The organism is Rhodococcus ruber (assembly GCF_016804345.1).
Classification (GTDB): Bacteria; Actinomycetota; Actinomycetes; order Mycobacteriales; family Mycobacteriaceae; genus Rhodococcus; species Rhodococcus ruber.
In genome coordinates this window covers 117,728-143,009 of record NZ_CP044212.1, presented here as the reverse complement: position 1 = coordinate 143,009, position 25,282 = coordinate 117,728, and the positions used below count along the sequence as shown (strand labels likewise).

Genomic DNA, 25,282 nt, shown 5'->3' with positions numbered 1-25,282 from the left:
TCGGTAGCGACCACGAATTGATCGCCATATCGCGATGTAATCGTTGAAACGAGATTAATCACACTCTCACTCGATATCAATAGGTTTCGCAGCTATCATCGCTTTATGGCGATTAATGATGGCGGGGGTTGCCTCGTCGAGACGCAGGGGTTGGATCCGGCGGTGGCACTGTTCCACAGCCTCTCCGATGCGACACGGTTGGCGATCGTGCACCGGTTGGCGTGCGGGGAAGCGCGGGTCTCGGACCTGATGGCCGGGCTCGGACTGGCTCAGTCGACGGTGTCGGCGCATGTGGCGTGCCTGCGCGACTGCGGGCTGGTCGTGGGGCGTCCGCAAGGGCGGCAGGTGTTCTACAGCCTGGCCCGCCCGGAGTTGATGGACCTACTCGCCTCGGCAGAGACCTTGCTCGCGGCGACAGGCAATGCGGTGGCGTTGTGCCCGAACTACGGCACCGACTCCACCACCGAGACGGAGAGCGCGGAGGTGCGAGCATGAGCGACGCATGCGGCTGCGGCCACGACGAACCCGCCGGTGACGGCGAGGCCGAGGAACGCGAACCCGAAAAGCTCTGGGAAGTCAGCGAACTGCGCGCCGCCGCGGTCGCCGGAGTGCTGCTGGTCGCGGCACTGATCGTCGGCTGGACCGGCGGCCCGCGCGCCGTCGAGTTGGGGTTGGAGATCGCCGCGCTCCTCGTCGGTGCCTACACCTTCGTCCCATCCACGCTCAAACGGTTGGCCAAGGGCAAGATCGGGGTCGGCACGCTGATGACGATCGCCGCGATCGGCGCGGTGATCCTCGGCGAGGTCGGCGAAGCCGCCATGCTGGCGTTTCTGTTTTCCATCAGCGAGGGCCTCGAGGAGTACGCGGTCGCGCGCACCCGCCGCGGGCTGCGCGCGCTGTTGAACCTGGTACCGGACCGGGCCACCGTGCTACGCGAGGGCACCGAAATGGTGATCAGCCCAGCGGAGCTGCGCGTCGGGGACCAGATGCTCGTGCGCCCCGGCGAGCGAGTGGCGACCGACGGGGTGATCGTCGACGGGCGTAGCGCGCTGGATGTTTCGGCGATCACCGGCGAATCGGTACCGGTGGAAGCCGGGCCGGGGGCGGAGGTGTTCGCCGGGTCGATCAACGGCACCGGTGTGCTGACCGTCGAGGTCACCACGACCGCTGAGGACAACTCCCTGGCGCGGATCGTGCGGATCGTGGAGGCCGAGCAGGCCCGCAAGGGCGACGCTCAACGCTTGGCCGACAAGATCGCCAAACCGCTGGTGCCCGGCATCATGATCGCCGCCGCCGCCATCGCGGTGATCGGCGCGCTCTTCGGGGATCCGGTCACCTGGATCGAACGTGCGCTGGTGGTGCTGGTCGCGGCCTCGCCGTGCGCGCTGGCGATCTCGGTGCCGGTCACCGTCGTCGCCGCCATCGGCGCGGCGAGCAAGCTGGGCGTGCTGGTCAAGGGCGGTGCCGCACTCGAGGCGATGGGTCGGGTGCGTGAGGTCGCGCTCGACAAGACAGGCACGCTGACCGCGAACCAGCCTGCAGTCGTCGAGATCTCGGCCGTCACCGGCGCCGAGCAGGCCACAGTGCTCGCTGTCGCCGCGGCGCTGGAATCGCGTAGCGAACATCCCCTCGCCCGCGCCATCCTCGCCGCCGTCGAGACCGTCGCTCCCGCCACCGACGTCGAGGCGGTCACCGGCGCCGGGTTGACCGGCCGCATCGACGGGCGTCGGGCGCGGCTGGGCCGTCCGGGTTGGATCGAACCGGGTGTTCTGGCCGCCGATGTGGAACGGATGCAGCACGCGGGGGCGACCGCGGTGCTGATCGAGCTCGACGGCCAGGTGATCGGTGCGATCGCTGTGCGCGACGAACTGCGGCCCGAGGCACACGAGGTCATCGACCGATTGCACGCGCTGGGAATCCGGGTCTCGATGCTCACCGGTGACAACGTCCGCACCGCCGCCGCTTTGGCCGCTGAGGCGGGGATCGAAGACGTGCACGCGGATCTGCGTCCGGAGGATAAGGCCCGCATCGTCGCCGACCTGCGCAAGGGGCGTTTCACCGCGATGGTCGGCGACGGCGTCAACGACGCCCCCGCACTGGCGACTGCCGACCTGGGTGTGGCGATGGGGGCGATGGGCACCGATGTCGCTATCGAAACCGCGGATGTGGCGTTGATGGGTGAGGACCTGCGGCACCTGCCGCGGGCTCTCGAGCACGCTCGTCGGGCTCGCCGGATCATGTTGCAGAACGTCGGTTTGTCGTTGGGGTTGATCACGATCTTGATCCCGCTCGCGCTGTTCGGGGTTCTCGGGTTGGCGGCGGTGGTGCTGGTGCACGAACTCGCCGAGATCGTCGTCATCGCCAACGGTGTCCGCGCCGGACGCACCAAACCCCTGGCCTCGCTGCCCGATTCGGCGGCCAAGCCCGCACCGGTACTGGCCGGAGCGCCCGCGTGACCGCCACCGCGTCGTCTGCTCCCACCGTGTCGCGGTGGGGGCGGCGACTGCGGTGGGTGGCTGCCGCGGCCGCGCTGGCCGGTATCGACCTCGCGCTCAAAGCGTGGGCGCAGACCACGCTGGCCGGGGCACCGATCGAGGCGGGTCCGGTGGACCTGAGGTTGGCGTTCAACCCCGGCGCCGCGTTCTCGATCGCCGCCGACGCACCCAGTTGGGTGATGCTCACCCTCACCACGGTGATCACCACCGCGGTCGCGGTCGGCGGATGGGTGGTCGCGCCGCGCGCGAACCTGCTCACTCGCGTCGCGCTCGCCGCAATCCTGGGCGGCGCGGTTGCCAACGTGATCGACCGGTTCCCCGACGGTGTGGTGACCGACTACCTGCACACCGGCTGGTGGCCCACCTTCAACCTCGCCGACACCTTCATTGTGCTCGGCGCGACCGCCCTCATCGTCGCCACTCTGATCGGAAACTCCGATGAGCGAGAACCACTCTCACCCGAACACCACGCCGACGACCGGGACTGAGCCGGGCTCATCACGTCGGTGGGCAGGGCTGGCGGCGCTGGTCGTCGCCCTGCTCACCGTCGGGCTGGACCTGATGGTTCTCAACGTCGCCCTGCCCACCCTGGCCCAAGACCTCGGCGCGAGCACCACCCAGTTGCAGTGGATCGTCAACGCCTACACCCTGGTCTTCGCCGCGCTCATGCTGCCCGCCGGCGGCTTCGGTGACCGCTACGGTCGCAAACGGCTCCTGCTGGCAGGTTTAGTCGCCTTCGTCGCCGCCTCGGCCTGGGCCGCTTTCAGCGGGTCCACCGGCTCGCTGATCGCCGCCCGCGCGGTCATGGGCATCGGCGCGGCGATCATCGTGCCGCTGTCGCTGGGGATCCTGCCGACCCTGTTCGGCCCCGACCAGCGTCGTCGCGCGATCGCGGTGTGGGTCGGCGCGTTGGGTGTCGGGTTGCCGCTGGGGCCGATCGTCGGTGGCTGGTTGTTGCAGCATTTCTGGTGGGGCTCGGTGTTTCTGATCAACGTCCCGGTCGGTGTCGCCGCCCTGGTCGCCTGTGCGGTGCTGTTGCCCGAATCGGTCGACCCGCACGCACCGCCGCTGGACCGGCTCGGGATCCTCACCGCCGTGCCCGGTACGGCGTCGCTGGTATTCGGCATCATCCAGGTTCCCGCGTACGGGTGGACCGATCCCGTCGTGCTCGCGGCTCTGGCAGCCGGTGTGGGGCTGATCGCGGGATTTCTGGTGTGGGAAAGCCGTGCCCGCGACCCCTTGGTCGATCTGGCACTGTTCACCAATCCGGCCTTCACCTGGCCTACCCTGGCCGCAACCGCAGGCACCTTCACCCTGGTCGGCGTGCTGTTCGTGCTGCCGCAATACCTGCAGATCCTGCGCCACCACGACGCCTTCGGCACCGGCCTGCGCTTAGTGCCTCTGGTGCTGGCGATCATCATCGCCGCAGCCGCCGTCGACAAAATCGTCACCCGACTCGGCGCCAAAATCCCGATCGTCATCGGCATGGTGATCGCCGCGGCAGGATTCGTGCTCGCATCCCGCATCACCGTCGACTCCGGCTACGGCTTCGTCGCGGCGTGCCTGGCGACCGTGGGCCTAGGTGCCGGGCTGGCGTTGGCGCCAGCTGTCGATGCGGTCATGGCGAGCCTGCCCGAGCACCGCAGCGCGGCAGGAGCTGGGTTGCTGATGGACATTCGACAGGTCGGTGCGGCGTTCAGCGTGGCCATCCTGGGCACCCTGCTCACCGTCACCTACACCCGCGACCTCGACCCCCACCTGAGCGGCCTGCCCGAACCAGTAGTCAGCGCGGCGCGTGACAACATCGCCGGAGCACAACTGGCCGCGACCCGGATTCCCGGCCAAGCGGGCGCCGATCTGGCCGCGACCAGCGCCCACGCCTACAGCCACGCCATGTCCGCAGTGTTCCTCGCCAGCGCCGCCATCAGCGCACTACTGGCCGCGGCCATCGCCGCCAAACTCCCCAACCACACTCCTGCGCCCGCGCCGACATCACCGGCGCGTGATCGAAACTGAAATAGCCACTTCCTTGACAGCGGCTGCGGCACGCGACACAACCGCGTGGCAGCCGGACAGCAGTGCACTCCCCGAGAAAGGGCATCCGCCGGAATGGTTACCTCGATCCTGCAGGCCATCGGACTCTTCCTGGTGACCAACATCGACGACATCATCGTGCTTTCGCTGTTTTTCGCCCGCGGCGCGGGAACCCGCGGAACAACGGCCGCCATCGCGACCGGACAATATCTCGGTTTCGGAGCGATCCTCGCCGCGTCGGTCCTCGTAGCGCTCGGAGTCACGGCGCTGCTGCCCGAAGAAGCCATCGCCTACTTCGGGCTCATTCCTCTGCTGCTCGGTCTGCTCGCCGCCTGGAGAGCATGGCGCAACAACGGCGACGACGATGACCGGTTCGAGGGCAAGAAGGTCGCGGTCTGGACGGTGGCGGCGGTGACCTTCGCCAACGGCGGCGACAACATCGGCGTCTACGTCCCGGTCTTCGCCACCGTCGGGACCGCAGCGATCATCGCCTACTCGGTCGTGTTCCTGCTCTTGGTCGGGGTGCTGGTGATCACCGCGAAGTTCCTCACCACCCGCAGCACTATTGCCGAGATCTTGGAACGGTGGGAACACATCCTGTTCCCGCTCGTGCTGATCGTTCTCGGAATCGTCATCCTCGTCAGCGGCGGCGCCTTCGGCCTCTGACGCACACTCCGTGTCCGCACAAACCAGATCACCACGCCAGAAGGGCGGCACCGTGACTTGCCTGACCCCGCGCCCGAATTACCGATCGCTGCTCCGACGCCGCCATCAACGGGCGGTGCGGAGGTGAGGGCTGCCGGGCAGCGCTGGTCCGGTGGGGTGTCCCTGACTCCCGGGCTCATGACATTCACCGGCGACATCGGCGACGCGCCTGCCCACGCCCACGCCGCCGTGCAAGTCCTCTTCGTCGCACGCGGACGATTAATCCTGACCGACGCGACCGGACACACCATCCCCGCTGTCACAGCGATCATCCCACCCGGGGTGGTCCACCAGGTCCACACCGAACCCGGCACCAGCGGATTCCTCGCCTTCCTCGACCCTGACAGCACGACCGCTCACGCAGCGCTGGCCCGACTGGGCGAGCAACCTCGCCAGGCATCCACAACCTGGGTCAGCGTCACCGCACCCGCGCCACCTGCGTCCGCCGGCGTCCCGGCGCGCCGGTCCTCGCATCCGGTCGTAGCCGAGGCACTGCGCCGGGCAACCGAGTGGGTGGGAGGGCCACCCCCGCTGAGCGAACTCGCCGCCGACATCGGGATGTCGGCGAGTCGCCTCTCGCACATTTTCACCGCCCAGGTCGGACTGCCCTATGTGGCGTGGCGGCGGTGGGTACGATTGCAGCTCGGCTTCACCGTGGTGCGTGACGGCGGATCCCTGACCCAGGCCGCGCACACAGCCGGATTCGCCGACAGCGCCCACCTCACCCGCACCTGCCGCGACCTGATCGGCATCTCACCGACCGAAGCGCTGACCGCCACCGGATGGCGGCCGCCACCAGTGCGTGACCGAACCACCACCGCATAGCGCTGCTCGCGACGTGCGGACTACCTCACTGTGGACTCGGCGCAGTTTCGGCCGAGCCGGTGGACGCTGGAGGCGGTGCCGGTACAGCCTCCGCGGCTACGGGTGCAGGTGCTGGTGGAATTTCAGCGGACGTAGTCGAGGGCGTCGGATGATCGGGATCCGGTTGGGGTGGTCCGAACGTGGTGACGACACCGGTCTCCCGGTTGAACACCAACGATCCGCGATCGAAATCGACCCGCACACCACCGGGCACGGGGTACTCGTTGCTGCGTGGCGCACCCAGCACGCCGTCGCTCCCGCCGAGCTGGGCAAACCGTTGCCCGATGCGCCCGGCAACTTCGTAGACCCGACCGTCGGGAGCCTGGAACAGATAACCGTGGACGAATCGGGCCTGCTGTGCGCCGTCGGCGGTGAACACCAGCTCCGAGGCGGCCGGCCCCAGCCGCCCCTGCGGTCCACCGGTATCGACCCAGTACCGGGCCAGCACACTGCGGTCGACCAAATCCAACAATTTGCCCGTCAGCGCCGCCAACGTCGACACATCGGCATCAGCATCGGGATCGGGCACCGCAGACGAGTCCGGGCCGCCCGGAGCTTGCCCGGGCCCCGCACCCGGGCTCGTACCCGCCGCGATGGAACGAATACGATCCATGAGCGCATACGCAGCATCACCGGCGCAGGTGGTGTTACCGACATCGCGGTGGGAGAACACCACCGGCAGCTGCACCTGTTCGCCCTCGCCGTACGGGGTGTATTCGGTGCCCTCAGAGATCATGGTGGTGGTCCCTCGGGGATCCAATCCCGCGACACGCGCGCGCCACCCGATGAACTGCCCCATCGCGGTGATCGCCGCCTGGGACGGTTCTTCGGATTCGTGGTTACCCATGAACGCCACCCCGGCGGTGTTCTCGTTGAACCCCCCGGTGTGCGCGCCCTGCACGGGCCGGTCCAAACCGCCGAAATGCCCCTCGAAGATCTGACCGTATTTGTCCACCAGCGCGTGGTAGCCGATATCGCACCACCCCAGCGTTTCGGCATGGTAGGCGTAGATGCCGCGCACGATCGCCGCCGACTCGGCCTTGCTGTAGTCGTTGCGTCCCGCGGTGTGGTGCACCACGATCCCGCCCAGGCCGTCGTCGTAGGTCGGGTCCTCACAGCGCAGCGACTCGTCGGCGCCCCACTGCTCCCGGCTGATCACCCGGGGCCCGCCACCTGCCAGCGGTGCCGCAATCGCCGACAGATCCCCCTCGTCGCGGCCTGGATCGAGCAACACCGCCGACAGCTGCGTGGTCGCGGAACCGAGTCGCTCGGGCCCCGTGATCGCGCTCGGCCCCTGAGGTTCGGACAGACCTGCCTCAGCAGGCCCGCGGGTACTCAGGATCTGCACCGCGTCAGTGTCGCCGACATAGACAGGTTCACTGCCCTGCACGCGTCCCGGGCCCGGGCGACGGGCCGCAACACTGTCGTCGGTCCCGGCCTGGAACCACGGACCCCAGGAACCATCGAGTTGGCGGGCTCGCACCATCGTGGTGATGCCCCCCAAGTCCGGCGCTGTCAAACCGATCATGCTGAAACGACCCCGGTGAGTGAGCTCGGTGACCTGCGCTCCGATTCGATCGGCCAACTGCTCGGGCACCACGCCGGCATCCAACGCCGGTGTCCGGGCCGAGATCGGCGCGGCTCCCTCGCCGGCGATGAAACCGATCGGCCCGACCCGCGAACCCTCCGGTAGCGGTGGCGCACCCGGGACCACCGCAAGATCACCGACCCGCAGGTCCGGCAACGGCATCCCGGCCAGCTCACGCAACGCCACCACCGCCGTCGGAAACTCCGACAGCGCGACCACAGCGGTCCTGGTCTGCGCACGCTGGCCCGGACCGCTGTCGTTGGAGAACCGGTACTGACCCCCTCCACCGAGGAAACCGGCCACGACCGGCGCCGCGACCACAGCGACCGCGACCAGGGGAAGCGTTATGGTTCGTTTGCGGGCGTAGTTCGGCACCAGTACTCCTACCTCGGTAGAAACCGCGGCGGCCGGTCCGCATTCCACAACCCGAACCGCACCACCGATCACACCAACCACAACCACCCCAAGCATGAAGGGTTACTCGAGACTGTAGCCGGGGTGTAGCTGACATTCGGTGCGACACCCGGGCCATTGGCCGCCGCCGGTCAGGTCCTGCCCTGCGATGACCTCCACCTCGGCCGCCACTCGGCGAGGCGAAGTCAGCCGGTTTCTTCAAGCCCCTTCCGCGCCTGAGCGCGAGGCTGAATCCATGTCCACGCTGCTCGCCCGCCCACTCATCCGCTACGGCTACGCACCGTTCATGCTGCTCGGTATCAACGGTGTCGGTATCGCCGTGGCCGCCGGCGGCGCCCACAAGGCCTGGTTGATCGCCCTGCTCGGGGTCGCGGTCGCGGTGTCGTTCACCGCCGAACGCGTGCTGCCGTATCAGGTGTCCTGGAATGCCTCTCACGGCGACACCGGCCGCGACACCGTCCACGGCTTCGTCAACGAAACCCTCATCCTGGCCAGCGTCGCCGCCATCCCCGCTCTGGCCGCGCTCATTCCCGGCGACGGGATCTGGCCGCACGGTTGGCCGTTCGTGATGCAGGTGCTGATCGCGGTCCTGGTCGCCGACCTCGGGATCACCCTGGCCCACTACGCCAGCCACAAGATCGGGATCCTGTGGCGGTTCCACGCCGTGCACCACAGCGTCACCCGCTTCTACGGGCTCAACGGCCTGATGAAACACCCCCTGCACCAAACCATCGAGATGACCGCCGGGGTCACCCCGCTGCTGCTGGCCGGGATCCCGGTCCCGGTCGCCGCCGCACTGTCGCTGGCGGTGGCGGTGCAGCTGCTGTTGCAGCACTCCAACGCCGACTACCGCATCGGTCCCCTCAAACACGTCCTGGCGCTCAACGAGGGCCACCGGTTCCACCACCTGAAATGGGCCGGCATCGGCGACGTCAACTTCGGGCTGTTCACCCTCATCTGGGACCACCTGCTGCGCACCCACAGCTACGACCCGGCACGCCGGTTCACCAGCACCGACCTCGGCATGGCCGCCAAACCCGACTACCCCACCGGCTACCTGGCCCAGCTCGCCGAACCCTTCACCCGACACGGCGCCTGCCACTTCGCACCCGACACCACCCCCACGTCGGAGACCGCCGAACAGGTCACAACAGCCTGACCACCCGTTCCGCCGGACACATCGACCATTCGAAAGGAACCTGCCGTGCCGACCATCCCGCCCGCAGCCCGCGCCCGCTACCACGACGAAATGCACGCCGCCAAGACCACACCCGACCCCGCCCAGCGCTGGGCCCACCTCGAACGTGCCCACATCCTGTCCCAGCCCGACCCGTGGCTACACACCGCCAACCACCTCGCCATGCTCGCCCTGGCGGTGCGCCAGCGCGACCGCCGCGAAGCCCTCGGCCAGATCATCCGGATCATCGTCGCCGCCCCCGGCTCCCTGGCCGGGCTCGCCCCCGAAGGCAACACCGGCCGCGCGCATGTCGGGCTGCGCCAGACCATGCCCACACCACCCGACCTCGCAGCCCTGCTGCACCCGGCGGCCGCATAACCCACCGGTTCGCTCGCCCCGGATAACGGGCTGTTATCCGGGGTAGCGTGAAACTCGACCTGCGGCGGACCCACCGTCGCGCCTACACGAAGCAGCCCTGTTATCCGGGGCAAGCCGGAAACGGGGAACCGATGGCCGCGAAGGTGACACGGCTACGCACCGCGCCGACGCGCACCCTGCGCACCGCCGCCGAGGCGTTCCTCGACACGATCGGCTCGGCGAACACCCGCCGCGCCTACGGCATCGCCATCGTCAAGACCGTCGACGCGATCGACGGCCGGGGCCCCGACGGGCTGATCGGTGCCAGCCGTGCTCTGGACTCGGTCACCGACGCCGAAATCGGCGCCGTGCTGGAAGCGTTGTGGGGCCAAGCGGCGGTCAACACCTGGAACGCGCGCCGCGCCGCGGTCGCGAAATGGCTGTCCTGGTGCCGCGAGCAAGGCTGGACCGCCCCGGCAGTCCCGTCCTCGGCCGCCCGATCGACCCCGCCGGACTCGCAGACACCGGTGCGCTCGCGGACCGCGATCGACCGGCTCATCTCCCGCCGCGACATCGGCCTGCGGGAGAAGACGCTGTGGCGGATGCTCTACGAAACCTGCGCCCGCACCGAGGAACTGCTCCAGCTCAACATCGAAGACCTCGACCTGGCCGGCCGCTGCGCCCGGGTCAAATCCAAAGGCGCCAAACCCCGCACCCGCCGCCGCGGCGCCACCCACCACGAACACGTCCTGGAAACCGTGTACTGGGACGCCGGCACCGCCCGGCTCCTGCCCCGGCTGCTCCGCGGCCGCACCCACGGGCCGGTATTCCTCACCCACCGCCGACCCGGACCCGGAAAATACCTCGCCGACCGCGACCTGTGCCCCGACACCGAACACGCGCGGCTGTCCTACGACCAAGCCCGCGACCTCCTCGACGCCGCCACCGCCACCGACGGCCCCGGCACCGGATGGGACCTCCACGAACTCCGCCACTCCGGCCTCACACACCTCGGCGAATCCGGCGCAAGCCTGCTCGAACTCATGGCCAAGTCACGCCACCGCAAGGCCGAGAACCTGCGCCGCTACTTCAAACCCGCACCCCAGGCCATGCGCGAACTGACCAGCCTCATCGGCCCCGGCACTTCCCGCACCCACTGACCAGCAGCGACGCCATATCCGCCCGAAATTCGGCCAATACTACGGCGACCCCCGCGTACACCGGAGCCCAGCTGATGGCGAGCCCGTAATGGAACGCCGTCCCGGCCCGCTCCCGCGCCTTGTCGTCGAGGTGGATGCCGAGCAGGCCGAGGGTCTTGTCGGCGGCGATCTGAGAGGGGGAGCCGGGCCGGGCGGCGTCCTCACGCCGGCGGGTCTCGTCGGATTCGAGCTGGTAGAGCTTCATGCTCACCGGCTCCATCACCTTCGTCGCCGCGTACCCGGCGACCGGGGCGATGACGGCGTCGGTGAGCAGATCAGCAGTGGTCTTCATGGTGCTCTCCTTCCTGTCGGCCCCCTTCGGGGTGGCCGCGGGCCGCGACCACCCCTGGGGGTGCTCAGCAGCAGCCGGACGAGGAGGTGCCGGTGAGGATCTGGTGGATGAGCGGCTGTTCGATGGCGTAGGCGTCGGCGACGGGCAGCACTCGGGAGCCGGGGTGGCCGGCCAGCCAGTCCTCGGCGGCCGCGGCGCTGGTGAAGAAGTGGATCTCGTTGCAGAAGCTGGTGCGGATGGAGGCCGGAGTCTCGCAGGCGACGAGGGAGACGACCGCACCGGCTGGCTCCACGCTGGTGGGCCCGTCCGGGGGCACGGTCAGCCGCACCGGCTCCCCGGTGGCGCGGCAGGGGGAGGTCACCTGGGCGGTGTGGCCCAGGACGGCGGGGAAGACCAGGGTGTCGAGCGCGCACCAGGTGTACAGGGTGCGGCCGTCGGTCTCGTAGCGGTGCGGGGTGGGGTTGAGCGTCAGGCCGTAGCCGGTGACGCGGCCCTGAGTGTCGTACTCGGTGTCGGGCATGGCCGCGAGCGCCTGGCGGATCTCCTCACGGGTGCGGCCGGTTTCGGCGGCGAGCTGGTCGACGGTGACCGGCTCACCGGCCGCCAGCAGCGTCAGCAGGGGCCGCAGCAGAGCCAGTTCCAGGCCGGGAGCGCTGGTGAGCGAGTCGGTGAAGCGGGGGGCGAAGTCCTGGGTGTCGGTGTCCACGACCGCGTTCCTTCCTTGGGTGGATGGGTCCGATGCGTGCCGACCGTAGGGTCTGCCCCCGGGGTGAGGGTCAAGTGCGCTGCGGGTCGCCGGCCCAGCACAGGTCGCCCTCCGCCAGGTCCGCCCGGTGTTCGACCTGGAACTTCTCGATCCGGTCCAGGATCTGCTGCTGGGCGGCGATACGCTGGCGCAGCCGTTCGCGGGAGCGGTGCAGCAGCTCGGCCAGGTGCGAACCCACCGGCCCGGGGGGGCCGTCGAGATACGCCGTGGTCAGTTCCCGGATCTCGGCGACGGTCAGGCCCAGGCCACGCAGCTCGCCGATGAACCGCACGCACCACAGCGCGTCGGCGGTGTAGAGCCGGTAGTTGGCCGGGCTGCGGCCCAGGGTGTAGATCAGCCCGAGGTCGGTGTACTCGCGCAGCGTCTTGACCGGCACCCCCGTCCGGCGGGACAGCTCGCCGACCGTCATCGGCCGCGTCCGGCTCCCACTCATGATCGATCCTTCCCGGCGGTTTCAGCTGGCGCAGCAGGACAGCTTGGTGACGTCGCGGGTGTAGGTCTGGGCGGCGAGCTTCAGGCCCTCGGCCATGGTCAGGTAGGGGCACCACAGGTCGGCCATCTGCTGCACCGTCATCTGGTTGGCCAGCGCGTAGACGGCGGTGGCGACGACGTCACCGGCGCCGTCGGCCAAGACGTGCGCGCCCAGCAGGCGGCCGGTGGAGGCGTCGGCGACGAGCTTGATCAGGCCGCGGGTGTCGCGGTTGACCAGCGCGCGCGGCACGTACTCGAGCGGCAGGACGCGGCAGTCGCAGGTGTAGCCCTGGGCGACGGCCTCGGCGTCGGTCAGGCCGGCGGAGGCGATGGCCGGGCTGGTGAAGGTGACCCTGGGCAGGTGGCGGTAGTCCACCGTGCGCCCGGCACCGTCGAACGCGTTGTCGGCGATCAGCGCGCCGTGGGCGGAGGCGACGTAGACGAACTGGGGGTGCCCGGTGACATCCCCGGCCGCCCAGATCCGCGGATTGGCCGTACGCAGATGCCCGTCGACGACGACTTCGCCCCGCTCGCCGGTCCCCACTCCAACCGCCTCCAGGCCGAGTCCGTCGGTGACCGGACGGCGGCCGGTGGCCACCAGCAGCTCGTCGGCGCGCAGCTGAACCTCGCGGCCGTCGCCGGTGCGGGCGGTCGCCACGACCTCGCCCGAGTCACGGCGCACCGCGGTCAGGCGGGTGTGGGTGTGGACGGTGATGCCCTCGTCCGCGAAGACGTCCTGCAGGGCGGCGGAGATCTCGGGTTCCTCACCGGAGGTCAGACGACTGCGGGCCACCACGGTGACCTTGGCGCCCAGGCGGGCGAACAGCTGAGCCTGCTCCAGCCCGACATACCCGGCACCCAGGACCAACAGGCTCTTAGGCAGTACGTCCAGGTCCATGGCGGTGGTGGAGGTCAGGTAACCGGCCTCCTCCAGGCCGTCCACGGGCGGCGCCCACGGAGCGGATCCGGTCGCGATCAAGTAGTGCGCGGCCTCGATCCGGCGGCTGCCGCCGCCGACAAGCGCCACGTCCAGGGCGGGGCTGTCCGGGCTGCCGGTGAAGCGAGCGGTGCCCTCAAGGATGTCCCAGCCGTACTCGGCGGCCAGGTCCGTGTACTTCTCCGCCCGCATCTCCTGGACCAGCTTGTCCTTGCCGTCGATCAGCGCGTCGAAGGCCACCGGCCCTGCCTCGGTCCGGATGCCGGGGAAACGCTGCCCCTCCAGCGCGCTGCGGCGGGCCTCGGCGGCGGCCAGCAGCGCTTTGGACGGCACACAGCCGGTGTTCACGCACGTCCCGCCGGTCGTGCCGCGCTCGACCATCACCACCGAGCGGCCCTTGCGACGGGCGGCGATCGCGGCGGCGAACGCCCCGCCGCCGGAGCCGATGACCGCCAGGTCGTAGCCGTTGTCCGCTGCGTTCACCGCAGCACCTCCTCGCGTCCCGGGTCCCGTGTGACCGGGACCGCTTCTATGCGCCTTGCCGAATAGCTCACCACGACCATACTATGCGGCCAGGCGAATAATTCCAGTTGTGGAGGCCCGCATGTCCGACCGCGTCACTGCCCCCGCCCCTTCCACTCAGGAGGGCCCGCAGGAGATGCCGTGTACCCATCTGGACACGGTGGCGAAGTTCTTCCGCGCCCTGTCGGACCCCACCCGGCTGAAGCTGCTGGAGTACATCCTTCGCGGCGAGCGGACCTCCGCCGACTGCGTCGCCTACGCCGGCATCTCCCAGCCCCGCGTCTCGGTGCACCTGTCCTGCCTCACCGACTGCGGCTACGTCACCGCTCGCCGCGACGGCAAGAAGCTGCGCTACTCCGTCGGCGACCCGCGCGTGGCCGACCTGATCATCCTGGCCCGCTCGCTGGCCGCGGACAACGCCGCCGCCCTGTCCTGCTGCACCCGCATCCCCGACAGCCAGGACTGACCCAGCAAGGAGCACCACCGCCATGCCCGCCACCCACCGGCCCCCACGCCGGAACAACTCCGAGCCCTCCGGCGCCGGCCTGGCCGGCGCCGGGATCGGCGCCGCCCTGCTGATGATCGCCTGCTGCGCCGGGCCCGCCCTCATCGCCGCCGGCGCCCTCGGCGCGGTCGGCGGCATCCTCGGCAACCCCTGGGTGATCGCCGCCGCGGTCCTCGCCCTGGCCGCCGCCGTGACCGCCGTCATCCGCCACCGCGCACGGCGCAGTGCCTGCTGCCCGCCCACCACGCGCTCCGCCGACCGGGACCGCTCGCCCACCCCGGCCGACCAGAAAGGCCCCCGCTCCCGATGACCATGTTCCCGCCCCGCCGCCGCACCCTCCTCGCCCTGGCCACCACTGCCGCCCTCGCGGCCGGCGCCACCGCCTGCGGCACCGGGACCACCCCGGCCAAGACCACCGCCGCAGGCGGCACCGCCAAGGGGTCGGTGTCCAAGGACGGCACCGAGGTGACCACGATCAGCGACGAGAAGATCCAGGTGCCGGGCGAGAAGCCGACCGCGGTGTTCTTCTTCTCCGTCGGCTGCGGCGAATGCTCCGAAGGAGCCAAGTCCCTGGCCAAGGCCGGCAAGGAGCTGAACGGCAAGGCGAACGTCCTCGCGGTGGACATGGACCCGGGCGAATCACCCCAGCTCATCCGGCAGTTCCTCGACTACATCAAGGCACCCCAACTGCCCGCGGTCATCGACAAGAACGCCACGCTCTCCCAGCGGTACCAGGTCGCCGCGCTGTCCACGCTGATCGTCGTCGACCCGGCCGGCAAGGTCACCTACCGGGCCACCGACCCCGGCCCCGAGGCGATCCAGGCCGCCCTGGAGAAGGCGGGCGCCAAGTGAACGGCCTGCTCACCCTCGCGTTCGCCGCCGGGATGATCGCACCGGTCAACCCCTGCGGGTTCGCCCTGCTGCCCGCCTGGATCACCTCTGCCCTCGGCGACACCGACACCTCACCGCTGCCCGTGCGCCTCGGCCGCGCGCTGCGCTCCGGTGTCGCGCTGACCCTCGGCTTCGCCGGAACGCTCGCCGCCGCCGGGCTCGTCGTCAGCGCCGGAGCCCGCGCCCTCATCTCCGCCGCCCCCTGGCTCGGGCTGGCCACCGGCGTCATCCTGCTGCTGCTCGGCCTGGCCGGGCTGACCGGCCGGACCCTGACCCTCCGGCTGCCCGCCTCCGGTGGCCGGGCGGCCGAAGGCCCGCCCACCGCCCGCCGCATGGCCGTCTTCGGAATCGGCTACGCCGCCGCGTCCCTGTCCTGCACCTTCGGCGTGCTCCTCGCCGTCATCGCCCAGGCCCAGGCCACCGCCAGCTACGCCGGTCTCCTGCTGCTCTTCGCCGTGTACGCCGCCGGATCCGCCACCGTCCTGCTGCTCATCTCCCTGACCACCGCGGCCGCGGGGTCCGCCCTCACCCGGAAGGTCACCGCGCTGGCCCGCTACGGCCCTCGCGTCACCGCCGCCGTCCTGGTCCTGACCGGCGCGTATCTGACCTGGTACTGGTGGACCCCCGCCACCGCCGGCAGCACCTCCATGAGCACCACCTCGGGCGCTCTGGCCGGTTTCTCCGCCACCGCCTCCGTCTTCATCCAGGCCCACACCACCATCCTGGCCACCCTGGCCGCCCTCGCGGTGCTGGCCGTGATCACCGCCTACTGGCGCCACCACCGGCGCGTCCCCGCACCCCGACAACCCGCCTCCGGCTGCTGCACGGCGAACGACGACACCGCCCCCGCCGCTGCGCCCGCCGGCCGCCCGGGCGAAGAACCCTGCTGCACCCTCCCGGCTGCGGCCCGGCAAACAGCAGGCCAGGCTGAACACCGGACCCGGCACTGACCCACCCGCCGGCGGGAAGCCGCCACCGTACGGACCACAGCCCAGACCCGGGCCGGGCGCTCGGATCGGAGGAGGATCATGAGCGAGCACTTCGACGCCATTGTGATCGGCATGGGGCCGGGCGGGGAGGTAGCCGCCTCACGGCTACTGGCCGCAGACCGGCGCGTCGCCGTCATCGAACAGGAACTGATCGGCGGAGAGTGCGCCTACTGGGCCTGCATCCCCTCCAAGACCCTGCTCCGCCCCACCGAGGCACGCGCGGAAGCCACCCACACCGCCGGTCTCGAGCGGCCCGCCCTCAACTGGCCGCAGGTACGCGACTACCGCGACTACATGATCCGCCACCTGGACGATTCCGCCCAGGCCGACGGCTACCGCAAGCAGGGCGCCACGGTCATCAAGGGCACCGCCCGCCTGACCGGCCCCGGCCACGTCGACGTCGACGGCCGGCAGCTCACTGCCGAACACATCATCCTTGCCACCGGCTCCGAAGCCACCCGGCCCCCCATCGAGGGCCTGGAGACGGTACCGGTGTGGACCAACCGGGAGGCCACCACCCTTACCGACATACCCCAGCGCGCCCTGATCATCGGCGGCAGCGCGGTGGCCGCCGAACTCGGCCAGTTCCTCGCCCGCATGGGTACCCAGGTCACCGTCGTCCAGCGCGGCCCGCTGCTGCTGGGCCGCGAAGAGCCCCGCCTGGGCGAGATCGCCGCCGAGCACCTGGCTGCGGACGGCATCGACATCCGCCTGAACACCCAGGCCCGCGCCGCCCGCCGCGACGGCACGGACACGGTCGTCGAACTCGACGACAACACCACCGTGCGCACCGACGTCATCGTCCTCGGCGCCGGCCGCACCCCCCGAACCCGCGGACTCGGCCTGGAAAATGCCGGTGTTCAGACCGGCTCCCGCGGTGAACTCGCCGTCGATGCACACGGCCGCCTGACCGATGGACTGTGGGCGCTCGGCGACGTCACCGGCGTAGCGATGTTCACCCACGTCGCCAAGTACCAGGCCCGCATCGTCACCGACGCCATCCTCGGCACCCCTCGCCCCGCCGACTACACCGCAGTCCCCCGCGTCATCTTCACCGAACCCGAGATCGCCGCCGTCGGCCTCACCACCGAACAGGCCCGCCACCAAGAAATCGACACCGCCACCACCGAACTCGCCCTCGCCGACGCCATCGCCCGCCCCTGGACCTACCAGAAAGACCCCTCCGGCACCCTCGGGCTGATCGCCGACCGCAACCGCCGCACCCTCATCGGCGCCTGGGCCATCGCACCCCAGGCCGGCGAATGGATCCACACCGCAGCCCTGGCCATCCGCCACCGCCTGCCCCTGGAGGCCCTCACCGAGTCCATCGCGCAGTTCCCCACCTACAACGAGGCGTACGCCCAAGCCGCCGAACGCCTCACCCGTGACCTCACCCGATAGCGAGACGGCCCGCGCTCGGCTTGGGCAGCCGGCGCAGGATCACCCTGGGGGTCTCTCATAAATGAACAGTTGCGAGAGTTCTGCGAGAGGCCCGAAGTGGATCACGTTTCCGCAGGTCGCCGTTCGCAGAAGTCCTCTCAGAACCCGCACGTTGTGCGAGACAGTTCTGACAGACTTCCGGGGTGGATCTGACGCCCGATCAAGCCGCAAACGCGGTAGAACGAAACGACTGTCCGAAGTGTGAAGCCCCGGCGGGCAGTGCCTGCCGCACGCGCGGCGGGAAGACCGCGACGAAGTACCACACGGCCCGCTTCATCCTCGTGCCCGCGCTCCGCGAGGAACTCGACGTCCTCGTGCCCGAGGACCGCGGCCCGGGACGGCCGTGGAAGCCCGGTCCGCCCGCCGAGGCTCTGCCGGCCGCCGCGGCGGCCAAGCCGATCCGGATCGGGTACGCGCGCTGCTCGACCGCGCAGCAGGAGTTGCAGAGCCAGCTGGATGCGCTCGAACCGGTCTGCAAGCGGATCTTCTCCGAGAAGATCAGCACGCGCGTGAAGACGCGGCCAAAGCTGGAGGCGGCGCTGAAGCTGGCGTACGACATCAAGGAGGCCGCCCCCGACCAGGAGGTCATCCTCACCGTCCACGAGCTCAAGCGCCTGGCCCGCAACGCCGCCGAGCTGATGACCCTGTCCAACCAGCTCCAGAAGGCCGGCGTCCAGCTCGAACTCCTCACCGGCCCCCTCACCGGCATCTACGACCCCAACGGCATGGGCGCCATGTTCTTCGCCGTCCTCGCCGTCGCTGCCCAGCTCGACCGCAACTACATCCGGGAGAAGACCCTGGAAGGCCAGGTCGCCGCCGCGACCAAGGGCAACCACGGCGGACGGCCGAAGGTCATCGACGACGACATGCTGCTGTTCGCCCGCGCGCTCAAGGACAAGGGCGTGCCCGTCCCCGAGATCGCCAAGAAGCTGACCATCAAGACCGGGAAGAACGCCGGACAGCACCCCTCCGTCGCCTCCGTCTACCGCGCGCTCGCCGACGCCGAGGAGACCGGCCAACCGGCCGGGCCGGAGATCATCGCCCCGCGCCGCCCGATGCGGGTGGACCTCACCGGCCCCGGCAGCGGCACCGACCCCGAGCTGATGGAACGGCTCACCCGGCAGGTCCTCGAAGGCGACGGCGTGCTGGACACGCTCGTTGAACAGAGCGAGGAACAGACGGACGACGTCGTGGCGGCGCTGCTGGCGCAGGCCCGACGCGAAGGGGAGGGCGCGTGATCCGCACGCCGCACCGCACGAAGGGGCCCGGCGTACTCGGCGCCCAAGGCCCCGGCCAGGCCGGGCCGTTCGGCCGCTGGCCCGACGGCACCGAGGACGACGAGACAGACACGCCCGGGGACACCCAGGCCAGCCCGCGCACGCCTGATGTGAAGGTTCGGGGGTAAACGGGCCGCAGCGCGTTTGAGTACGGGGGGGGCGGGGCGGCATGGAACAGACAGCAGACGGCGAGGACAGGCCCTCGCTGCTGGGGGACGTCATCTCGGTCTCCGGCGCGTTCGAGGGCAGCGAGGACATCGCCGTCGCCCGCGACCTCGCCCGTGGATTCCTCACCGATGTGCAGGCCGTACACGGGCTGCCGGTGTCCGCACGGGCGATGGGCATGGTGCAGCTCGTGGTCAGCGAGCTGGTCACCAACGCCCGCAAGTACGCGCCCGGCCCCTGCCTGCTCACTCTGGAGATCAACGGCGGCGCCATCGAGGTGACCGTCTGGGACAGCAACCCCACCCCGCCCGCGATCCTCGCGCCCGACCCGACCCGCATCGGTCAGCATGGGCTGGAGATCGTGATGGCCGTCGGCCAGAGCTTCGCCATCCACCGCGAACCCGTGGGCAAGCGGATCACCACCGCGATCGTGCTGGCCGACGACCCCGGCGGAGACGCCGCCGGCCGTCAGCTATGACGGCGTGAGACCGGAGCGAGCGGGTAGCCATCCGGAGCCGACCGGGGAAAGGCCATGGCACCTGGGGAGGTCGAAAGGCCTTCCCTGTCGGCAGACACGACCGTCCTGACCACCGAGAGCGGCAGGACACCTTCCCAGCCCAGCAGCCGCATCCCGGTGACGCGGTCACCACGAACGTGCAGCCCAGCGATGGTGGTCTCAGCCCAGCCACGGTCCTCGTCGCACGCCATGCCTCATCATCCACACCACCTGGGCGGATTCCCTTCGGGACGCTCCGAGCACGGCCAGGCGACCCGTCAGCCCCGGACCAAGATCACCGGCTTGGCGTTAACCGCTGTACCGATGTTCCCCCGATCTACCTGCGTTGGATGGCCCGGACGTGACCGGCCTCGCCCAAGATCAAGTCCTTAGCGCCAACGGCTGTTCCATTGTTCCCCGAGGCCGAACCTGGGTTTGATCGCCGAGCACTGGGACGATCTGCTGCGGTTGGCCGGATCGCTGAAGTTCGGGCACGCCACCGCGTCGCTGTTGGTCGGCAAGCTGTCGGCGTCGGGGCGGCAGAACACCCTGGCCGCGGCGCTCAAGGAGTACGGGGCGCTGCGGCGCACCATTTACGCCGCGAGATACCTCTCCGATCCGGACTACCGGCGCAAGATCTCGCGGCAGCTCAACAAGGGCGAGTCGCTGCACGCGCTGCGCCGCGACCTGCTCTATGCCCATGAGGGGATGATCCGGGCGCGCCACCTCGAGGACCAGACCGAGCAGGCCTGGTGCCTGACCTTGACGACCAACGCTGTGATCGCCTGGACCACAGAGTATTACGGGTTCGCTGTCGAGCAGATGCGCCGGACCGGGCAGCGTATCGATGACGAGGTCCTGGCCCACATCAGCCCGGCCCACAGTGCCAACATCAACTTCTTCGGCGCGATCGAGGTCGACATCGACGCCGAGCTGGCCCAGCTGGGCCCGACCGGGTACCGGCCGCTGCGGGTGCGCGACACCTTGTTCTGACCGCGCGGAACCGGGGCCCGTGGTTACGGCGTGGCGATGTCGATAGCGGTGTCTGCTGGCGTGGGTGTTCGGTGGGCGGTGAGGAAGTTGTCGACGAGCCGGGTGCAGTCGTCGTGGTCGATGCTGCGTAATCCGGTGAGACGGGCGAACACGATCGGGCCGAGGAGTTCGATGATGGCGAAGGTGGTGTCGAGCTCGCCGAGCATCGCGCGGGCCTCGGGACTGGTGAGGATCTGGTCGAACGGGTGGCGGTACTGCTCGATGACGCGCGCGCGCAGCGAGGTGACCGCGGCCGGGTCGGGGTGGTCCTCGCCGATGGAACCCATCGCCAGCCAGGCCAGGGTGGTCATCTGCACCGGAGCCTGTTCGATGAGGTCGGCCTGGCTGGCGAGCAGCGCCAGGAGCCGCTCACGCACGGGCCCGGTGCCGGTCGGTGTGTCGACCTGGGGAAGTAGTCGTTCGAAAGTCGCCGCGAGCAGCTGGGTGGTGCTGCCGAAGTGCCGGTAGAGGGTGGCGCGGGCGACCTTCGACACGCGGGTGACCGCCTCGACGGTGACCGCCTCGACACCGCCGGTGGACAGCAGATGGGTGGCCGCGTCGAGCAACCGGTTGCGTGAGCGCGCCAGTCGCGGATCGGCCTGCTCGTCGTCCGCGGCGAGCGGGTCGGTCGCCGCCGGGCCTGGGTCGGTCATGGACGCGCCTTCCTCCGAATTCGTGTCGTTGAACTCTTGATATGGGTGAACTCTATCCCACCCCCCAACCACTATGATACGAATGGTCTCGTACAGATACCGTTGGTCTTCAAAGTCGGGGAGGTGCCGGTGGCCACACCCGGAACGGACACTGTCGAGATCGCCCGCTGGACCAGGGCCCAGTGGTGGATGCTGGCGGTGTCGTGCCTGGCGGTGGCGCTGGTGGTCGCGGCGATGGCGGCGTTGTATTCGGCGTTGCCGCAGATCGCGCTTGCGACCGGGGCCACCCAAGCCCAGCTGACCTGGATCGTCGACGGCTACACGCTGGTGCTGGCGTGTCTGGTGCTGCCCGCCGGCGCCGTCGGTGACCGTTACGGGCGCCGCGTGGTGCTGGTGGTGGGGTTGGTGGTGTTCGCCGCCGCCTCGGCGCTGCCGCTGCTGCTGTCCGACCCGGCCTGGTTGATCGCGACGCGCGCGCTGGCCGGGGCAGGCGCCGCGCTGGTGATGCCCTCGACGCTGTCGATCCTCACTGCAGGGTTCGCCCCCGCTCATCGCGGCCGGGCGGTGGGGATATGGGCCGGGGTCGCCGGATCCGGGGCGATACTGGGGATTCTCGGTGCCGGGGTGCTGCTCGAACGATGGTCGTGGCTATCGGTGTTCGTAGGGTTGACCGTGGCCGGGGCGGTGCTGGCGGGGTTGGCGTGCACCATCGCCGAGTCCCGCCAGCGCGAGCATCCGCAGGTGGACTGGGTGGGCGCGGTGGCGGTGGCGGTCGCTGTCGCGGCGATCGTGTTCGCCGTGATCGAGTTCCCCGCGCGCGGCTGGGCCGACCCGCTCGTCGCCGCCGCCGCCGGGGTCGGCGTGGCCGCGACGGCGGCCTTCGTGGTCGTCGAGCTGCGCTCGGCGGCGCCGCTGCTGGATGTGCGGTTGTTCGCCCGCCGTGGTTTCGGTGCCGGGTCGCTGTCGGTGACCATCCAGTTCCTGGTCACCTTCGGGGTATTCCTGCTGCTTGTGCAGTACCTGCAGCTGGTCTTCGGTTACGGGCCGCTGGCCTCGGCGCTGGCGTTGGCGCCGATGGTGGTGCCGCTGGTCGTGATCTCGGTGATCGCGCCGTGGCTGTCGAGCCTGGTCGGGTTACGGGTGATGACCGTGGCCGGCCTGCTCACCATCGCCGCCGGGCTGGTGCTGGTGAGCCGGCTGACACTCGCCGCGCACTACCTCGACCTGCTGTGGCCGCTGCTGATCATGAGCGCGGGCCTGGGATTGTGCACCGCGCCGGCGACCTATGCCATCGTCGCCGACACCCCCGAGGCCAAACACGGGGTCGCCGCCGCGGTCAACGACGCCGCCCGCGAGATCGGCGCCGCGATCGGGATCGCCGTGGCCGGCAGCGTGCTGGCCGCCGGCTACACCCACCGCATCCAGCCCGCCCTGCCCCAGTTGCCCGAGCCCGCCCGCGGCCCGGTCGCCGATTCCCTGGCCGCGGCGCTGCAGGTCGCCGACCAGGCCGGACCGGTGGCCGCACCGCTGGCCGAGTTCGCCAAGGCCGCGTTCGTGCACGGCAGCGGCCAGGCCGCGCTCGCCCTGGCCGCCCTCACCACCGTCGGGGCGATCGTGCTGGCAGTACTGGCCCCCGGCCGCGCACCACGCCGCCGATACATCTCGACCATTTCCCCCGCAAAACACGCTCCCTTCTCGTGAAAGACGCCCGTCATGACGGCCTATCGCACGATCATCGTCGACACCGACGGATCCGACCGCTCCTACCGTGTGGTCGACCACGCCGCCGAACTCGCCCACGCCACCCACGCCCGGCTCCTGATCATCTGCGCCCGCCACCACATCGACGCACGTGAGCTCGGGGCGGACCTCGACCGGCTCGGACCCGACGCCTACCAGCTACGCGGCACCACTCCCACCGAGGCCATCCTGCGGACCGCCCACCAGCACGCCCTCGCCCACGGCGCCACCGACATCGAAACCCACATCCTGTCCGAACCCGCCCCGCACGCGCTGCTGCACCTGGCCGCCGCCACCGGCGCCGACCTCATTGTCACCGCCGATCCCCACCGGCCACCGCTGCTGGCCCGGCTGCTGACTACCCCACCGATCGAGCTCGCCCGCAAAGCCCACTGCGACATCCTCTTCACCACCGCACGGTAGACACACCCCACAGAAAGCGCCCATGACCGAGAACACACCCAGCACCCATACACCCGAGCCCCGACAGGTCCCGGACTGGATTCCCGCCTTCCCTGTGCTCGCACCCGACTCCGCCGACCTGCCACCCCACCACGACCACTGCCTCGGCTGCGGACCGGCCAACCCCCACGGCCACCAGCTACGCGCCCGCCGCGACGCACACGGCGTCCACGCCCACCACCGCTTCGACTCTCGCCACGTCGGCGCCCCCGCGATCGCCCACGGCGGCGCGGTCGCCACCGTCCTCGACGAACTGTTCGGACTCTTGCTCTACACCGTCGGGGAACCCGCGGTCACCCGCCACCTTGCCATCGACTACCTCGCCCCGATCCTGCTCGACACCCCTTACACCCTCCGCGCCCACATCCACGCCCGCGACGGCCGCAAACTCCACCTGCAAGCCACCATCGAAAACGACCACGCCCACGTGATCACCACCGCCACCGCCCTGTTCCTCACCGTCGACGTCAACCACTTCCTCACCCACAACACACCCCCACACACCGATAACACCCCCTGACCTGTTCCGTAACCGGATCGGCCACCGGAACACCACGCAGAGCCAACGTCGGCCCAGCTCACCGGTGTTCCGTAGAGGTGTTCCGCTGACTGTGCCGGTCAACCCCCGCTATCTGGAACACTTTCGGCATGGGTGAGCCGTTCCGCGTCGGATACTGCCGCTGCTCCACCGACGAACAAGACGTCGAGATCCAAACCGAGCAGCTATTGGCGCTCGGAGTGCCGCGTGAGCGGATCTTCATCGACAAAGGGTTCTCCGGGACCACCCGCAAGAACCGGGCCGGGCTCGACAACGCACTCGCCGCCGTCACCTCCGCCGCGGCGGCCATCGACGGGCGACAGGTAGTGCTGACCACGCCGAAGTTCGACCGATTCGCACGCAACATGGCCGAAGCAGGCCAGACCCTGACCGAACTGCGCGAGCGCGAGGTGCTGTTCGGACTCGGGAGCTCGATCTACGACTGGAACGACCCGTTCGGCAAGCTCTTCCTGCAAACCTTGGCCATGGTCGCCGAATTCGAGGCCAACCTCAACCACCTACGCACCCGCGAGGGCATGGCCAAGGCCCGCGCGAAAGGCAGGCTCAAGGGCAAGCAGCCGAAACTTCCTCTCACGGCACGGAAAACAATCCACCGCCGCTACCACGACCCCGCCGACGACGCGAGCCTGGCGGACCTGGCCGAGGAATACAGCGTCGGCCGCTCCACCATCCACCGCATCGTCAGCAGTGCTGCACCACGAGCCTGAGAATTCACCAGCCTGTCGTCAGGATCCCGCTACTTTGCACTTCCTGACAACCTTGGGTTGCGGGCCCTTACGTCCCACACGAGTTCTGGCCCGAATCGGATCGTCGGCGAGCTGGGCGGATACGCCGCGCCCGCCAGGAGCCGGTGGCGAGACAGACGATCGTTTCGACCCAACAGGCCGAGCGGATCACCGACCGGGCACTACGCCATATCCGCCCGATTTTCGGCAAATGCTACGGCTACCCCCTCGACGGTGGAACGCGGAGGTTTCGCGGGCCACCTTCGGTGTCCACCGAATCGAGCTCCGCTGCGCTCCGCCCTGAAAAGAACTCTCTCTTTCCCCTTCTGGCCTTCCGATCATGACCGGCCGGCCGCTGCGCGCAACCCCTGGGCGCTCCGCGGCCTGACGGCCCGAAAACTCTCTCCTCCGCTTCGCTCCCCCGAGACTTTTCGTCCCAGGGGTTGCACTCCGCGTCCTTGGGCCGGTCGTTATCTCCATGCCAGAAGGGCAAAAGATCAGGCGGGCCGCGCAGGTCCGCCGCGACC

At 69.8% G+C, this 25,282-nt stretch carries 26 protein-coding genes and 1 pseudogene; 21 read left to right on the top strand and 6 right to left on the bottom strand.

Annotated features, from left to right (window positions below; genetic code table 11):
* The first annotated feature begins 105 nt into the window (after positions 1-105).
* The 6 genes from F1734_RS25895 (at position 106) to F1734_RS25870 (ending at position 6,059) form a co-directional block, all read left to right on the top strand.
* The gene (locus F1734_RS25895; RefSeq protein WP_019290696.1) at positions 106-495 is read left to right on the top strand and encodes an ArsR/SmtB family transcription factor; all 390 of its coding nucleotides are present in this window, start codon (positions 106-108) and stop codon (positions 493-495) included.
* Positions 492-2,456, top strand: coding sequence for a heavy metal translocating P-type ATPase (locus F1734_RS25890; protein WP_019290695.1), 1,965 nt, complete (start codon positions 492-494; stop codon positions 2,454-2,456). Before F1734_RS25895 ends, F1734_RS25890 begins: the two co-directional genes overlap by 4 nt.
* A complete protein-coding gene (lspA, locus tag F1734_RS25885) occupies positions 2,453-2,983 on the top strand; it encodes a signal peptidase II (RefSeq protein WP_019290694.1) in 531 nt (176 codons plus the stop codon). The genes F1734_RS25890 and lspA overlap by 4 nt, the downstream gene beginning before the upstream one ends.
* Positions 2,934-4,511 carry a DHA2 family efflux MFS transporter permease subunit gene (locus F1734_RS25880; protein WP_037217581.1) on the top strand — a complete coding sequence of 526 codons (1,578 nt, stop codon included), beginning with the start codon at positions 2,934-2,936 and terminating at the stop codon, positions 4,509-4,511. The genes lspA and F1734_RS25880 overlap by 50 nt, the downstream gene beginning before the upstream one ends.
* Positions 4,512-4,604: 93 nt before the next feature.
* Complete coding sequence (locus F1734_RS25875) at positions 4,605-5,195, top strand: cadmium resistance transporter (RefSeq protein ID WP_019290692.1); 591 nt, start codon at positions 4,605-4,607, stop codon at positions 5,193-5,195.
* Between the two features lie 177 nt (positions 5,196-5,372).
* Complete coding sequence (locus F1734_RS25870; protein ID WP_050993551.1) at positions 5,373-6,059, top strand: helix-turn-helix transcriptional regulator; 687 nt, start codon at positions 5,373-5,375, stop codon at positions 6,057-6,059.
* A gap of 25 nt (positions 6,060-6,084) precedes the next feature.
* Here the strand turns inward: F1734_RS25870 and F1734_RS25865 are convergent, their stop codons facing one another.
* The gene (locus F1734_RS25865; RefSeq protein WP_238424195.1) at positions 6,085-8,061 is read right to left on the bottom strand and encodes an N-acetylmuramoyl-L-alanine amidase; all 1,977 of its coding nucleotides are present in this window, start codon (positions 8,059-8,061) and stop codon (positions 6,085-6,087) included.
* Between the two features lie 274 nt (positions 8,062-8,335).
* Between F1734_RS25865 and F1734_RS25860 the strand changes: the two genes are divergently transcribed.
* From F1734_RS25860 to F1734_RS25850, 3 genes are all read left to right on the top strand, one after another.
* The gene (locus tag F1734_RS25860) at positions 8,336-9,259 is read left to right on the top strand and encodes a sterol desaturase family protein (RefSeq protein WP_019290689.1); all 924 of its coding nucleotides are present in this window, start codon (positions 8,336-8,338) and stop codon (positions 9,257-9,259) included.
* Positions 9,260-9,304: 45 nt separating this feature from the next.
* Positions 9,305-9,655 carry a DUF3703 domain-containing protein gene (locus F1734_RS25855; protein WP_019290688.1) on the top strand — a complete coding sequence of 117 codons (351 nt, stop codon included), beginning with the start codon at positions 9,305-9,307 and terminating at the stop codon, positions 9,653-9,655.
* A gap of 131 nt (positions 9,656-9,786) precedes the next feature.
* A complete protein-coding gene (locus tag F1734_RS25850; RefSeq protein WP_019290687.1) occupies positions 9,787-10,794 on the top strand; it encodes a tyrosine-type recombinase/integrase in 1,008 nt (335 codons plus the stop codon).
* On the opposite strand, the gene F1734_RS25845 is transcribed toward F1734_RS25850, so the two are convergent.
* From F1734_RS25845 to merA, 4 genes are all read right to left on the bottom strand, one after another.
* Positions 10,763-11,125 (bottom strand): hypothetical protein, encoded by a 363-nt coding sequence (locus F1734_RS25845; protein WP_238424193.1) that lies wholly within the window; start codon positions 11,123-11,125, stop codon positions 10,763-10,765. The two genes, F1734_RS25850 and F1734_RS25845, sit on opposite strands and share 32 nt — an antisense overlap.
* 64 nt (positions 11,126-11,189) lie before the next feature.
* Positions 11,190-11,831: an organomercurial lyase MerB gene (gene merB / locus F1734_RS25840; RefSeq protein WP_006554635.1), complete on the bottom strand. Its 642-nt coding sequence runs from the start codon at positions 11,829-11,831 to the stop codon at positions 11,190-11,192.
* A gap of 70 nt (positions 11,832-11,901) precedes the next feature.
* Positions 11,902-12,300, bottom strand: a complete 399-nt coding sequence (locus F1734_RS25835; protein WP_006554634.1) for a MerR family transcriptional regulator — start codon at positions 12,298-12,300, stop codon at positions 11,902-11,904.
* A gap of 45 nt (positions 12,301-12,345) precedes the next feature.
* Positions 12,346-13,782, bottom strand: coding sequence for a mercury(II) reductase (gene merA, locus F1734_RS25830; RefSeq protein ID WP_006554633.1), 1,437 nt, complete (start codon positions 13,780-13,782; stop codon positions 12,346-12,348).
* A gap of 121 nt (positions 13,783-13,903) precedes the next feature.
* On the opposite strand from merA, the gene F1734_RS25825 reads away from it, so the two are divergent.
* The 8 genes and pseudogenes from F1734_RS25825 to F1734_RS25790 all read left to right on the top strand — a co-directional run.
* A complete protein-coding gene (locus F1734_RS25825) occupies positions 13,904-14,287 on the top strand; it encodes an ArsR/SmtB family transcription factor (protein ID WP_039958748.1) in 384 nt (127 codons plus the stop codon).
* A 22-nt stretch (positions 14,288-14,309) separates the two neighbouring features.
* Positions 14,310-14,636: a hypothetical protein gene (locus F1734_RS25820; RefSeq protein WP_006554631.1), complete on the top strand. Its 327-nt coding sequence runs from the start codon at positions 14,310-14,312 to the stop codon at positions 14,634-14,636.
* A complete protein-coding gene (locus tag F1734_RS25815) occupies positions 14,633-15,178 on the top strand; it encodes a TlpA family protein disulfide reductase (protein ID WP_006554630.1) in 546 nt (181 codons plus the stop codon). Before F1734_RS25820 ends, F1734_RS25815 begins: the two co-directional genes overlap by 4 nt.
* The gene (locus F1734_RS25810) at positions 15,175-16,167 is read left to right on the top strand and encodes a cytochrome c biogenesis CcdA family protein (protein ID WP_006554629.1); all 993 of its coding nucleotides are present in this window, start codon (positions 15,175-15,177) and stop codon (positions 16,165-16,167) included. The genes F1734_RS25815 and F1734_RS25810 overlap by 4 nt, the downstream gene beginning before the upstream one ends.
* A gap of 78 nt (positions 16,168-16,245) precedes the next feature.
* A complete protein-coding gene (locus F1734_RS25805) occupies positions 16,246-17,607 on the top strand; it encodes a dihydrolipoyl dehydrogenase family protein (RefSeq protein ID WP_006554628.1) in 1,362 nt (453 codons plus the stop codon).
* A 182-nt stretch (positions 17,608-17,789) separates the two neighbouring features.
* A complete protein-coding gene (locus F1734_RS25800; RefSeq protein WP_006554627.1) occupies positions 17,790-18,884 on the top strand; it encodes a recombinase family protein in 1,095 nt (364 codons plus the stop codon).
* 208 nt (positions 18,885-19,092) lie between these two features.
* The gene (locus F1734_RS25795) at positions 19,093-19,566 is read left to right on the top strand and encodes an ATP-binding protein (protein WP_006554626.1); all 474 of its coding nucleotides are present in this window, start codon (positions 19,093-19,095) and stop codon (positions 19,564-19,566) included.
* A 441-nt stretch (positions 19,567-20,007) separates the two neighbouring features.
* Positions 20,008-20,577, top strand: a pseudogene (locus F1734_RS25790) (Tn3 family transposase); the annotation flags it as partial.
* Between the two features lie 23 nt (positions 20,578-20,600).
* Here F1734_RS25790 and F1734_RS25785 read toward each other — a convergent pair.
* Complete coding sequence (locus F1734_RS25785) at positions 20,601-21,269, bottom strand: TetR/AcrR family transcriptional regulator (protein ID WP_006554624.1); 669 nt, start codon at positions 21,267-21,269, stop codon at positions 20,601-20,603.
* Positions 21,270-21,398: 129 nt separating this feature from the next.
* Here F1734_RS25785 and F1734_RS25780 point away from each other — a divergent pair, with 129 nt between their 5' ends.
* The 4 genes from F1734_RS25780 (at position 21,399) to F1734_RS25765 (ending at position 24,737) form a co-directional block, all read left to right on the top strand.
* On the top strand, positions 21,399-22,970 hold the full coding sequence (locus tag F1734_RS25780) for an MFS transporter (RefSeq protein WP_039583601.1): 1,572 nt from the start codon (positions 21,399-21,401) through the stop codon (positions 22,968-22,970).
* 12 nt (positions 22,971-22,982) lie between these two features.
* On the top strand, positions 22,983-23,432 hold the full coding sequence (locus F1734_RS25775; RefSeq protein ID WP_006553198.1) for a universal stress protein: 450 nt from the start codon (positions 22,983-22,985) through the stop codon (positions 23,430-23,432).
* Between the two features lie 22 nt (positions 23,433-23,454).
* Positions 23,455-23,991, top strand: coding sequence for a PaaI family thioesterase (locus F1734_RS25770; RefSeq protein WP_006553199.1), 537 nt, complete (start codon positions 23,455-23,457; stop codon positions 23,989-23,991).
* A gap of 128 nt (positions 23,992-24,119) precedes the next feature.
* A complete protein-coding gene (locus F1734_RS25765) occupies positions 24,120-24,737 on the top strand; it encodes a recombinase family protein (RefSeq protein WP_006553200.1) in 618 nt (205 codons plus the stop codon).
* The last annotated feature ends 545 nt before the right edge of the window (positions 24,738-25,282 follow it).

Bases quoted from the DNA above. Each gene is read 5' to 3' on its own strand.
- F1734_RS25880 (WP_037217581.1), top strand. From the start codon at position 2,934: ATGAGCGAGAACCACTCTCACCCGAACACCACGCCGACGACCGGGACT.
- F1734_RS25820 (WP_006554631.1), top strand. From the start codon at position 14,310: ATGCCCGCCACCCACCGGCCCCCACGCCGGAACAACTCCGAGCCCTCC.
- F1734_RS25795 (WP_006554626.1), top strand. From the start codon at position 19,093: ATGGAACAGACAGCAGACGGCGAGGACAGGCCCTCGCTGCTGGGGGAC.
- F1734_RS25875 (WP_019290692.1), top strand. From the start codon at position 4,605: ATGGTTACCTCGATCCTGCAGGCCATCGGACTCTTCCTGGTGACCAAC.
- F1734_RS25845 (WP_238424193.1), bottom strand. From the start codon at position 11,125: ATGAAGACCACTGCTGATCTGCTCACCGACGCCGTCATCGCCCCGGTC.
- F1734_RS25815 (WP_006554630.1), top strand. From the start codon at position 14,633: ATGACCATGTTCCCGCCCCGCCGCCGCACCCTCCTCGCCCTGGCCACC.
- F1734_RS25835 (WP_006554634.1), bottom strand. From the start codon at position 12,300: ATGACGGTCGGCGAGCTGTCCCGCCGGACGGGGGTGCCGGTCAAGACG.
- F1734_RS25850 (WP_019290687.1), top strand. From the start codon at position 9,787: ATGGCCGCGAAGGTGACACGGCTACGCACCGCGCCGACGCGCACCCTG.
- F1734_RS25765 (WP_006553200.1), top strand. From the start codon at position 24,120: ATGGGTGAGCCGTTCCGCGTCGGATACTGCCGCTGCTCCACCGACGAA.
- F1734_RS25895 (WP_019290696.1), top strand. From the start codon at position 106: ATGGCGATTAATGATGGCGGGGGTTGCCTCGTCGAGACGCAGGGGTTG.
- F1734_RS25825 (WP_039958748.1), top strand. From the start codon at position 13,904: ATGTCCGACCGCGTCACTGCCCCCGCCCCTTCCACTCAGGAGGGCCCG.
- F1734_RS25890 (WP_019290695.1), top strand. From the start codon at position 492: ATGAGCGACGCATGCGGCTGCGGCCACGACGAACCCGCCGGTGACGGC.
- F1734_RS25770 (WP_006553199.1), top strand. From the start codon at position 23,455: ATGACCGAGAACACACCCAGCACCCATACACCCGAGCCCCGACAGGTC.
- F1734_RS25785 (WP_006554624.1), bottom strand. From the start codon at position 21,269: ATGACCGACCCAGGCCCGGCGGCGACCGACCCGCTCGCCGCGGACGAC.
- F1734_RS25775 (WP_006553198.1), top strand. From the start codon at position 22,983: ATGACGGCCTATCGCACGATCATCGTCGACACCGACGGATCCGACCGC.
- F1734_RS25870 (WP_050993551.1), top strand. From the start codon at position 5,373: ATGACATTCACCGGCGACATCGGCGACGCGCCTGCCCACGCCCACGCC.
- F1734_RS25805 (WP_006554628.1), top strand. From the start codon at position 16,246: ATGAGCGAGCACTTCGACGCCATTGTGATCGGCATGGGGCCGGGCGGG.
- F1734_RS25860 (WP_019290689.1), top strand. From the start codon at position 8,336: ATGTCCACGCTGCTCGCCCGCCCACTCATCCGCTACGGCTACGCACCG.